General features: G+C 60.4%; 9 protein-coding genes and 1 riboswitch. Of the genes, 5 read left to right on the forward strand and 4 right to left on the reverse strand.

From position 1 onward, the window contains the following. Positions 1-196: 196 nt before the first annotated feature. The 4 genes from JCM17207_RS09665 to JCM17207_RS09680 all read right to left on the reverse strand — a co-directional run bounded on the left by JCM17207_RS09665 (position 197) and on the right by JCM17207_RS09680 (position 5,519). Positions 197-1,570: an NAD(P)/FAD-dependent oxidoreductase gene (locus JCM17207_RS09665; RefSeq protein ID WP_238317459.1), complete on the reverse strand. Its 1,374-nt coding sequence runs from the start codon at positions 1,568-1,570 to the stop codon at positions 197-199. Positions 1,571-1,613: 43 nt separating this feature from the next. Continuing rightward, a riboswitch (purine riboswitch) is annotated at positions 1,614-1,710 on the reverse strand. 47 nt (positions 1,711-1,757) lie between these two features. After that, entirely contained in the window at positions 1,758-2,888 is a 1,131-nt protein-coding gene (locus JCM17207_RS09670) for a tetratricopeptide repeat-containing glycosyltransferase (protein WP_238317460.1), read from the reverse strand. Positions 2,889-2,962: 74 nt separating this feature from the next. Beyond that, positions 2,963-4,153 carry a collagen-like protein gene (locus tag JCM17207_RS13925; RefSeq protein WP_238317467.1) on the reverse strand — a complete coding sequence of 397 codons (1,191 nt, stop codon included), beginning with the start codon at positions 4,151-4,153 and terminating at the stop codon, positions 2,963-2,965. Positions 4,154-4,493: 340 nt separating this feature from the next. Further along, the gene (locus JCM17207_RS09680) at positions 4,494-5,519 is read right to left on the reverse strand and encodes a SpoIID/LytB domain-containing protein (RefSeq protein ID WP_238317461.1); all 1,026 of its coding nucleotides are present in this window, start codon (positions 5,517-5,519) and stop codon (positions 4,494-4,496) included. Between the two features lie 315 nt (positions 5,520-5,834). Here JCM17207_RS09680 and JCM17207_RS09685 point away from each other — a divergent pair, with 315 nt between their 5' ends. From JCM17207_RS09685 to JCM17207_RS09705, 5 genes are all read left to right on the forward strand, one after another. After that, positions 5,835-7,205 carry a citrate synthase gene (locus JCM17207_RS09685; protein WP_238317462.1) on the forward strand — a complete coding sequence of 457 codons (1,371 nt, stop codon included), beginning with the start codon at positions 5,835-5,837 and terminating at the stop codon, positions 7,203-7,205. Further along, positions 7,202-8,002, forward strand: a complete 801-nt coding sequence (locus JCM17207_RS09690) for a hypothetical protein (protein ID WP_238317463.1) — start codon at positions 7,202-7,204, stop codon at positions 8,000-8,002. The genes JCM17207_RS09685 and JCM17207_RS09690 overlap by 4 nt, the downstream gene beginning before the upstream one ends. Positions 8,003-8,174: 172 nt before the next feature. Beyond that, positions 8,175-9,206 carry a type I glyceraldehyde-3-phosphate dehydrogenase gene (gene gap, locus JCM17207_RS09695; RefSeq protein ID WP_238317464.1) on the forward strand — a complete coding sequence of 344 codons (1,032 nt, stop codon included), beginning with the start codon at positions 8,175-8,177 and terminating at the stop codon, positions 9,204-9,206. A gap of 420 nt (positions 9,207-9,626) precedes the next feature. Then, a complete protein-coding gene (locus JCM17207_RS09700; RefSeq protein WP_238317465.1) occupies positions 9,627-10,469 on the forward strand; it encodes a PRD domain-containing protein in 843 nt (280 codons plus the stop codon). Between the two features lie 101 nt (positions 10,470-10,570). After that, a partial coding sequence (locus JCM17207_RS09705; RefSeq protein ID WP_238317466.1) for a PTS transporter subunit EIIB occupies positions 10,571-11,430 on the forward strand: 860 nt, incomplete at its 3' end.

Below are 11,430 nucleotides of genomic sequence, written 5' to 3' on the forward strand. Positions count from 1 at the left end.
CGGTAACCCAGCTTTTCTTCCAGCATGGTTTCGATTACCATTTTCTTGAATTCCGGTGTATATCTCTTGTTTGGCTTCCCTTTTGGCACAATAAAACACCCCATTTGTTTTCAGTATACCATACTGTCTAACAAATGGGGTGCAGTTCAAGGCCGTCCGGCTCTTTTTCTATCTCTAAAAGGAAGGGGAGAGGGGATTACGCCTCGCCCGCTACGATCTCCCGGGCCACGAAAACGCCGCTGGCCGACGCGTGGGAGAGGGAGTGGGTGATGCCGCTGCCGTCGCCGATGACGTACAGCCCCTTGTACTTGGTTTCCAGGTGTTCGTCCACCCCGACTTCCATGTTGTAGAACTTGACCTCCACGCCGTAGAGCAGGGTGTCGTCGTTGGCGGTGCCCGGGGCGATCTTATCCAGGGCGTAGATCATCTCGATGATGCCGTCCAGGATCCGCTTGGGCAGGACCAGGCTCAGATCGCCGGGGGTGGCGTTGAGGGTGGGGGTGATGAAAGCGTCCTCAATCCGGGAGTGGGTGGAGCGCTGGCCCCGGATCAGGTCGCCGAACCGCTGGACGATGACACCGCCGCCCAGCATATTGCTCAGCCGTGCGATGGACTCGCCGTAGCCGTTGGAGTCCTTGAAGGGCTCGGAGAAGTGTTTGGCCACCAGCAGGGCGAAGTTGGTGTTCTGGGTCTGCTTGGCGGGATCCTCGTAGCTGTGGCCGTTGACGGTGATGATGCCGTTGGTGTTCTCGGTGACCACGGCGCCCCGGGGATTCATGCAGAAGGTGCGGACCTTGTCGCCGTACTTGGGGGTGCGGTAGACGATCTTGCTCTCATAGAGCTCGTCGGTCAGGTGAGAGAAGATCTCCGCCGGCAGTTCCACCCGGACGCCGATGTCCACGCGGTTGGACTTGACCGGGATATCCAGGTCGCGGCAGACGGTTTCCATCCACTTGCTGCCGCTGCGGCCCACCGAGATGATGCACTTTTTGCAGTGGAAGACCCCGGCGCTGCTCTTGACCTCGTACCCCTCGTCACAGACGGAAACCGACTGCACCGGGGTGTCGAAGAAGAACTCGACCTTTTCTTTCAGGTCGTTGTAGAGGTTCTCCAGCACCACATAGTTGATGTCGGTGCCCAGGTGGCGGACGGAAGCGTCCAGCAGGTGCAGATCGTTCTGCATGCAGAGCTTCTTGAACTTGGTGCCGGCGGTGGAATAGAGCTTGGTGCCCTGGCCGCCGTAGGCCACGTTGATCTCGTCCACATAGTGCATCAGATCCAGAGCGTGGCCCTTGCCGATGTACTCGTAGAGGGTGCCGCCGAAATCGTTGGTGATGTTGTATTTGCCGTCCGAGAAAGCGCCCGCGCCGCCGAAACCGCTCATGATGGAGCAGCTCTTGCAGGAAATGCAGGATTTAATCTTTTCGCCGTCAATGGGGCATTTGCGTTTGTTCAGGGCGTGGCCCGATTCCAGCACGCCGATCTTGAGCTCGGGGTTCAGGCGGGCCAGTTCATAGGCCGAAAAGATGCCGCCGGGGCCGGCACCGATAATCAGTACATCATACATCATGGGTTTGCTTTCCTCCAAAAATCTTACTGTCTCCCTGCCGGAAGGGGCAGGCCCTGGTCGTTATAGCCAACTCTTTGCGGTAGTTGGTAGAAACGCTTGCCCAATCGCAAACTTATATAACATCCACCCTTTATTGTACCATAGACTGCCCGGATGGCAAGGGAAAAATCTTCTCAAAAGCTGAAAGTTATTTGAGATTGGCCCCGGTTTCCTGAACGGAAGGCGAGATATATTGCTCCAATTTTTCCCGGATCAGCGCACAATTCTTCTTGAGGCGCTCATCCTCCGGCGAAAGATGAAGGGCCGTTTCGGCCATTTCCAGAGCGCGGGGGAGATCGCCGGTGTAATAATATCCCAGGGCCGCCAGATCATAGGGGGCGCTGCCCCAGGCGTACCCCTCGCTGAAATAGCCCCGGGGCCTTTCCTGAATGCGGAGAGCGGCCTCAGTCAGGTAGACCACCCCCGGCCAGTCGCCCTCTTCGCTCAAAAGGGCGGCCAGATCCAGCCAGGGCTCCCGCAGCCAGGGGGCCTCGCCAATGCTGCGGAAATACCAGCGCCGGGCCTCCTCCCGCTGGCCTTTGCGCAGGTTTGCCTGGGCGATATACCGCATCGAGCTGCACCGCTCCTCAGTCCAGCGGGCGTTAGGCCGGGCGAGATAACGTTCCAGCGTGTCGATGCAGCGGTCCCACTCCCCCCGGAAGAAATACTCCCGCCCCAGGTAGTGGAGGGCCCGGGGGTCCTGGGGTTTTTCTTCGACGGCCAGCTCCAGCAGGGGCAGATATTGAGCCCGGGATTTGGCGGGGTCGGCGTAGTGGTTCAGCTGCACCCCTTCGGCGGTCACCAGCCGGCGGGGTTCGGGCCCGGTGTAATGCAGCACTTCATGGACGGGATACTCCCACTGGAACCCCTGCCGGGCGTGGATTTTGTCGATCCAGAATACCCATCCCTCCGATCCGTCGGGATTAAAGTTCCAGGTATAGCGGTATTCGGCCTGGTGGGTGCCGGGTTGCCAGGCGGCTTCCAGCTTTTCCCGCCAGCCTGGTTCAAACCGTTCGTCCAGATCCACACAGACGCAGATCTCCGCATCCTGGGGCACCAGTTCCAGCGAGCGGTTGCGGGCAGCATCGAACCGCCAGGGGGAGATTTCCTCCTGATACACCTGGGCGCCCCGGGCCCGCAGTTTTTCCACAGTGTGGTCGGTGGAACCGGTGTCCAGAACGACGACGGCGTCGGCCTCCTGCATGGAATCCATCCAGGCGTCGGCGAACTTTTCCTCATTTTTGCAGATGGCGTAGACACAAATCCGGTAGTGATTCATGGGCGGCCCCCTTTCGGTTGTACAAAACACAAAAAGAAGGGGGATCGGCCCCATCGGGACGATCCCCCAGCGGATTAAAGATCTCCCAGCCGGTGGACCGTGATGCTGAGATCACTGTAAATGATGTTCCCGCCATCCGCGAGGACCCGCAGAGTGGTGGGAGTGGTATCCACCTTGATGATCTGGTCGAAGACGTAGTTTTCGAGCTCAGACTTGGACTGGAAGGTGTGGCGCACGTTGCTGCCTGTCACGTCGTTGCCGTTCTGCTGCAGATGCACCAGGATGGGCAGGGGGAAGCTGCTGTTGCTGGCCGGGGCCACGGCGCCGTGGAAGTTGACCCGGTAGTAGCCGGCCTGCTGGATCACCAGATCCGCCGAGTTGTTGCTGTGGGTAACGGCGCTGCCGTTGGACAGGGCGTTCCGGTCAAAGACCAGGGCCTGGCCCGAGGTGCCGGGCTGGGGCGCGGTGGAGTAGGCCGACAGGAAGTTGGCGTCCCCGCTGCCGCTGCAGCAGCAGCACGCGCCCCGGGGAATCACAAAGTTCAGGATCGCGTCCTGCTCCGTGCCGCTGTTGGTCACCTCAGCCTGAGAATAGGGGTCGCCGGTGGTCACGGTGCCGATGCGGACCGAGGCCGCAGTGCCCTTGGGTCCGGTGGGGCCAGTGGGACCGGTAGGCCCGGTGGGGCCAGTCGGGCCGGCAGGACCCATAGGACCGGTAGCGCCTGTTGCGCCGGTGGGGCCGGTAGGACCGGTGGGGCCAGTAGGCCCGGTGGGCCCGGTGGGGCCGGCAGGACCCATAGGACCGGTAGCGCCCGTTGCACCGGCGGCACCCGTTGCACCAGTAGGCCCGGTAGGACCAGTGGGTCCGGTGGGACCGGCAGGGCCCATAGGACCGGTAGCGCCTGTTGCGCCGGTGGGGCCGGTAGGACCGGTGGGGCCAGTAGGACCGGCAGGACCCATGGGTCCGGTGGGCCCGGTGGGGCCAGTGTCACCCGTCCGCCCGGTGGGGCCGCTCATGCCGGTGGGGCCCATGGGGCCCGTCGCACCAGTGGGGCCGGTGTCACCCGTCCGCCCGGTGGGGCCCATCGGACCGGTTGCACCGGTGGGGCCTGCGGGGCCGGTTGCGCCGGTCCGTCCAGTGGGACCCATACAGCCCCGGGGACCGGTAGGACCAGTGGGGCCCATGCAGCCGCGCGGACCCATAGGCCCGGTGGGGCCGGTGGGGCCCATGCAGCCCCGGGGGCCCATAGGTCCGGTGGGACCCATACAGCCGCGAGGGCCGGTCGGGCCAGTGGGGCCGGTGGGGCCGGGGCAGGGGCAGCAGTCCTCGTCCGGGCAGGGATCCGGGTCCGGACAGAGGTTCGGGTCCGGGCAGGGGCAGGGGTCGTAGCAAGAATCGCAGCAGGGGTCATAGCAGGAGGAAGTGCAGCAGTTGTTCTGCTGAGCGCTGCCGGACAGGCAGCAGCGCTTTATTTTGGGGTATCTGATTTGGCGCACGATTTTTGTCTCCTTTCCGCAGAGTCATTCGTTGGAGTGCGGACAGGGTCGGATCAACCTTGTCGTGTTCCATCCTATGATTTTGCGGCAGAAGTGTTCCTGCTGTGTTTCAGGGGCTGAGGGTGGTTCCGGGGAAATAGTGGGCCAGAATCTCCTCATAGCCCGCCCCCTGTTCGGCCAGCGCTTTGGCGCCCCACTGGCTCAGACCTACGCCGTGACCATAGCCCAGGGTGGTGATGGAAAACCCATCCCCCTGCCGGACGATGGAAAAACAGGCGCTCCGCAGCCCCAGGGCGCTCCGCAGGGCGGTGCCGCTGACAGCCTGGCCGCAGACGGTCTGGCTGGCCACATAGCCCGAGTCGGTGTAGGAGGCCGCCCCGAACCAGCTCTCGGGGGCGCTTTCCCCCACGGCGATCCCCAGATTGTTCGCCAGAGCGGTTTTGATTTGGTCCGCCGAAAAGGTGACGGTGACCTCGTAGTTGTCGGCCTGACGGTCGGTGCTGCTGTCCACCGGGGAGAGATAGGGCAGGGCGGTGCCCCAGACATTTTCGCTGGACTCGGTCCGTCCGTTGGAAATGGCGAAATAACTGGCCCCGGCGGGGGCACCATCGTAGTAGAGCACCTGTTCCAGCACCTGGTCAATCAGGGCGGACATCCGGGCGTAATTCTGCTCGTAGGCGGTGCCCCAGTAGCTGCGCAGAACGGCGTCGGTCATGCAGCCCTGCCGCCGGGCGGGGTCCACGCTGAGCCAGGGGTCGGATTCGCTCTCCCGGTGGTCCCGGCAGTAGAGTATGTAGCTGTGGCAGGCCACGGCCTGGGCCTTGAGGGCTTCATCCGGCCAGCTCACCGGCATCTCGGAAGAGACGGCCCCGATGAGATATTCCCGCAGGGTGAGGGTGAAATCCAGCCCGCTGGCCGCGTCCCGGAGCAGTACCTCTTCGGCAGGGGCGGCCTCGGCCTGATCGGAGAAAAGCCCGCCCAATCCGCCGGGCTCGGGGGCAGAGACCGCCCCGGAATCGGCGGGCTGGGGGGCGGCCGGGCCCAGGACAGCCCGGGTGATGTAATAGCCCGCCAGGGGCAGGCAGCAGCCCAGCACCAGCAGGGCGGCACAAAACAGAAAGATGGTCTTTTTCATCGGGACACCTTCTTCCAGGGGGATCAGAGTCGGGGCCCCGGGCGGGGCCAGCCATACCAACAGGGTATCAGACCCTCTTTGCGGGAAAGGGCGAAACAGGCGTTTTGCATGAAATTATGTCCCCGGATCCCCCTGGGACAGACAGTTTGTGAAAAAAATAAAAATTTTTTGTATCTTTTGAGCGGGGAAAAAAGTTTTGCCTTGAATTTACTTTAAAAAAGAGATATCATAAAAGCATCGCTATCAATGTGGATGGCCGGGCGAAGGCTGGGCGACCCCCGGCCTGCCCAATTTAGAAGGGAAGGGGAATATGCTATGATTACGAAATCGGATGCACCGTCTATGGGAAAGACGGCTATGAAGACCTTGTGCGAGGAGTATCTCGCCAACAACTACATTGACCCCGAAACCAGCGAGCGCCTGGGGGTCAAGCGCGGACTGCGCAACCCCGACGGCACCGGTGTTCTGGCGGGGCTGACCAATGTCTGCGACGTCGTGGGCTACAAAAAGGACCAGGAGGGGCGGGTCATCCCCATCCCCGGCAAGCTGATCTACCGCGGCGTCAACATCAACGAGATCGTGGAGGAAGCCTACCACAACGACCGCTTCGTGTTTGAAGAGGTAATCTGGCTGCTGCTCTTCGGCAGCCTGCCCAGAAAGAGCCAGCTGGATAAGTTCTGCGATATCCTGGCCGAGCGCCGCGAGCTGCCGGAAGGCTTCATCGACACCATGAACGCGCCCTCGCCCAACATCATGAACAAACTCCAGCGCTGTGTGCTGGGCATGTACTCCTACGACGACAACCCCGAGGACCTGAGCCTGGAGAACATTCTGCACCAGAGCATCAGCCTGATTGCGGGCCTGCCCACCATGATGGTCAACGCCTACCAGATCAAGCGCCGCTACTACGATAAGCAGAGCATGTTCTTCCACCTGCCCCAGCCCGGCCACAGCACCGCCGAGCATATCCTGAGCACCTACCGCCCGGACCAGAAGTTCACCCACGAGGAAGCAAAGCTGCTGGATCTGTGCCTGATGGTCCACGCCGACCACGGCGGCGGCAACTGCTCCACCTTCTCCGCCCGGGTGCTGTCCTCTTCGGGCACCGACACCTATTCCGCCATTGCCGGCGCCATCGGCGCCCTCAAGGGCCCCAAACACGGCGGCGCCAACCTGGCGGTCAACCGCCAGCTGCGGGATATCCTGGACCATGTGGAGAACCCGGACGACGACGATGAGGTGCGGGAGTATCTGCGCCACATCCTGCGCAAGCAGGCGGGCGACGGCTCCGGCCTGATCTACGGCATGGGCCACGCGGTCTATACCATCAGCGATCCCCGTGAGGTGATCCTCAAGGAGCGGGCCCGCCACCTGGCCTACGAAAAAGGCTTTGAGAAAGAATACAACATGCTGTGCAGCATCGAGCGGCTGGCCCCCGGCATCTTTGCCGAGGAAAAGGGCAGCTCCAAGCCGGTCTGCGCCAACGTGGACCTGTTCAGCGGCCTGATCTACCAGATGCTGGGCATCTCGGAGGATCTGTACACCCCGCTGTTTGCCATCGCTCGTGTGCCGGGCTGGTGCGCCCACCGGGTGGAAGAAGTCATCTTTGCCAACCGGATCATCCGGCCGGCCTACAAGTATCTGGGCGTGCGCCAGAAATATAAGCCCATCGAGGAACGCGGATGAAACGCTGGGTTGGATTTTCTCTTCTATTAAGTGTATTGCTGGGGGCGGCCCGATGGGCCGACCTTCTGCTCTGGACCGATTCTGCCACCGGGTTGTGTACGGTGGGCTCGGTGTGGTGGCGGTACGGCGGGCTGGCCCTGGCGTCGGCCTTCGCGCTGCTGGCCGGCCGAAAAGCGGGGGGCAGCGCCGAGCCGCTGCTCTGCCGGCGGCCGGCGGCCGGGGTCCCTGCCCTGATGGCCGGGGTGCTGTTCGGGCTGACGGGCGCCCAGCGGCTGCTGCTGAGTGTGGCGAGCCCCGGTGTGGGGACGCTGCTCCGGACGGTTCTGGAGCTGCTCTGCGGCGGCTGGCTGCTCTGCCTGGGCTGGTTCTGGCTGGCAGGGGAGAAAAGCCGCCCCACCCGGAAAATCGGCTGGGCCATCGCCGGCAGCATCCTGTTTTACTGGACGGTGCTGGAGCGCTTTATGCTGAACAGTTCCAGCTGGCACCGGGTTGGCCCAACGGCGGCAGTCTGGCAGCAGCTGACAGCGCTGCTCTTTCTGGCGGCGCTGGTCCGGGCCCTCTATCTGCCCGGCCAGCCCAAACTGGGGGCTGTGTGCGGCAGCGGTTTGCTGGCATTCTGCCTCTGCCTTTGCTGGGGGCTGCCCCAGGCGGCGGTCCGCTGGGCAGCAGGCGAGCTGTCCGGGCCGGCGCTCTGGTTTGAATTGGGCCTTTGTGCCGTGGGGGCGCTGGGAGCGGTATGCGCAATTGTTTGCATAAAAAACACCCCAAAAGCCGAAAATGCCCGGCAGGATGGATAATTCGCCGAAAATCAACGGGTCTTTTTTGGAAAAATCGTATAAAATACGAAAAATATAAAATAAGGTCGTTATTTTTTTGGCAGACACTTGAAAGTTTGTCCGTTTTGTTCTACAATAAAGGTACCGTGAGTTTATCCATAATAGGGTAAAACAATTTAGGAGGTACTGTAAAATGGCTGTTAGAGTTGCTATTAATGGTTTTGGTCGCATTGGCCGTCTGGCTTTCCGTCAGATGTTCGACGCTGAGGGCTACGAGGTTGTTGCTATCAACGATCTGACCAGCCCCGCTATGCTGGCTCACCTGCTGAAGTACGACACCGCTCAGGGTTCTTTCTGCGGCAAGATCGGCGAGGGCAAGCACACCGTCGAGTCCACTGAGGATTCCATCATTGTCGACGGCAAGGAGATCAAGATCTACGCTGTGAAGGACGCCAAGGACGCTCCCTGGGGCGAGCTGAACGTTGACGTCGTTCTGGAGTGCACCGGCTTCTACACCAGCAAGGCTAAGAGCATGGCTCACATCGAGGCTGGCGCTAAGAAGGTCGTTATCTCTGCTCCCGCTGGCAACGACCTGAAGACCATTGTCTACTCCGTCAACGAGAAGACCCTGACCTCTGAGGATCAGGTCATCTCCGCTGCTTCCTGCACCACCAACTGCCTGGCTCCCATGGCCGACACCCTGAACAAGACCTTCCCCATCGTCTCCGGCATCATGACCACCGTTCATGCTTACACCGGCGACCAGATGATCCTGGATGGTCCCCAGCGCAAGGGCGACCTGCGCCGTGCACGTGCTGGCGCTCAGAACATCGTTCCCAACAGCACCGGCGCTGCCAAGGCCATCGGCCTGGTCATCCCCGAGCTGAACGGCAAGCTGATCGGCTCTGCTCAGCGTGTGCCTGTCCCCACCGGCTCCACCACCATCCTGGTTGCTGTCGTTAAGGGCAAGGACGTCACCAAGGAGGCTATCAACGCCGCTATGAAGGCTGCTGCTTCCGAGTCCTTCGGCTACAACGAGGACCAGATCGTTTCTTCTGACGTCATCGGCATGAAGTACGGCTCTCTGTTCGATGCTACCCAGACCATGGTCGCTAAGATCGACGACGACACCTACCAGGTTCAGGTCGTGTCTTGGTACGACAACGAGAACTCCTACACCTCTCAGATGGTCCGTACCATCAAGTACTTCGCTGAGAACTGCTAATCTGCGGGTTCTCTGCGGGCCGGTTTCGGCCTGACAGCGTAGTCTGAGGGCTGTTCCAAACAGCACATTCGCCCCTCCTGTCTGTTCACCCAGGCAGGAGGGGCTTTTTATTTGCTCATAACGGGCCCCTGAGTTAGAGAATCTGGCAGAAAATGAGATGAAAAGTTTGTGTAAATCAAATATGGACAAACCATGAATCTTTTGATAGAATAACACCACAAGATTGTTACTCCTTGCGAGGCATTACTTGTGCTCTGGCGTTTCTCCGCGATTCGATTGATTCGGGGGCGGATTATAACCAGGGCTCAGTATATGTCTTGGAAGGGGTTTTTCTTTTTGAAGAGATTTGCAGGCGCGGCCCAAGACCGGCCGTGAGCCGCAGCGGGAATGAACAAACTGGTTGGGAGCAAATAATAGCGTATGAAGATCATTAAGAAAATCAATAACAACGTTGCTCTCGCCAAGGATCAGAAAGGCAACGAACTGATCGTGTTCGGCCGCGGGGTTGGGTTCCCCGCCATGCCTTACGAGCTGACAGACCTGTCGGTGGTGGACCGGACCTTCTATGACGTAAACGACAAATACATTTATCTGCTGCGGGAGGTCCCCGAAGAATTGATTCTGGCCGCCGATGATATCGCCAAAGAGGCGCGGGAGGAGCTGGAATGTGAGCTGAACCCCAATCTGCCCTTTTTGCTGGCGGATCACCTGAACTATGTCATCCATCACAGCAGCAGCGTGGCGATTCATACGCCGCTGGCCTACGATGTGCGCCACCTTTATCCCCAGGAATATGCCATCGCCCACCGGGGCAGGCAGATGCTCCGCGATAAACTGAAGGTCGATTTGCCCGAGTCAGAGACCATCAGTATTGCGCTCCACCTGCTCAATGCCGAGGCTGGAAACAGCAATATGCACAGCACCATCGAAAATCTGCGGGTGATCACCGAATTGACCGAGCTGGTGGAGCACTATTTCGACATCCGGATCGACCGGGAAAGCTACAGCTATTCCCGGTTTGTCATGCACCTGCGGTACCTGGTACAGCGGATGAAAAAGGGCGAGCCAATGCCTGAGGACCCCGCTACCGTGGAATTGTTCCGCTCCATCCGCATCGAATACCCCGAGGATTACGACTGCTCCCAGCTGGCCCTCGCTTACCTGGCCAAAAACTGGAACTGGCATTGCACCCGGGACGAGCAGCTCTATTTGATTCTGCACATCCACCGGGTTCGGACCGCACCTACCGATCCCAAGTGTTGACCGGGTGCAAAAGGCTTTGTTGATATCAGCACGCCCGATGCGCACGGGCGTATGATATAAAAATTCCATATTCCGAGTTCTGCGCGAGAGGAGGGGTCCCTATGAAGCAATCGCCTGATCCGGAAAGGCTTTTGCAGCAATTTTATCCCCACATCGGGGGCAAAAACAATGTGGTCTCCCTCACGCGGCGCGGCAGATGCTTTATCTTTACCATCAAGGACCAGAGCCTGGCGGATTTGGAAGCCCTGGCCGGGTTGCCCTCGGTGGCGCAGTGCGCTTTTCAGAGCGGGCAGGTACGGATAGAGCTGGAAGAAAAAACCTATGAGAGAGCAAAAAAGGAGAATCAGCTTATGGCGAGCAAATACGATGGTCTTGCGCGCATCATTGTACAGAACGTGGGCGGCAAGTCCAACATTATTTCTCTGACCCATTGCGTGACCCGCCTGCGTTTCAAGCTCAAAGACGAGAGCCTGGCCCAGACCGAGGTCCTGAAGGAGACCGACGGCATTGTCACCGTCATCCAGAGCGGCGGCCAGTACATGGTGGTCATCGGCAACCAGGTGGCCGACGTTTACGACGCAGTTCTTTCGGTGGCCCATATCCAGGGTTCCGGCGCCGTCAATGAGGACGGTACCGCCATCGAGGGAGGCGACGCCCCCAAGGAGAAGATGAGCCCCTTCAACGCTTTTGTCAGCATCGTCACCGGCGTGTTCACCCCCGCCCTGGGCGTTCTGGCGGCCACCGGTATCCTGAAGGGCGTTCTGGCCCTGCTGGTTGCCCTGGGCGTGATGGCCAGCGACGGCTCCAGCGCTACTTACAACATTCTGTACTCCCTGGGCGACGGCTTCTTCTACTTCATGCCCATCCTGCTGGCCTATACCGCCTCCAAGCGGTTCGGCCTGCCCGAGCTGGAAGGCATGGTCATCGGCGCGGGTCTTCTGTACCCCACCATGATCGGCGG

The organism is Faecalibacterium gallinarum (assembly GCF_022180365.1).
In the GTDB taxonomy this organism is placed as follows: Bacteria; Bacillota; Clostridia; order Oscillospirales; family Ruminococcaceae; genus Faecalibacterium; species Faecalibacterium gallinarum.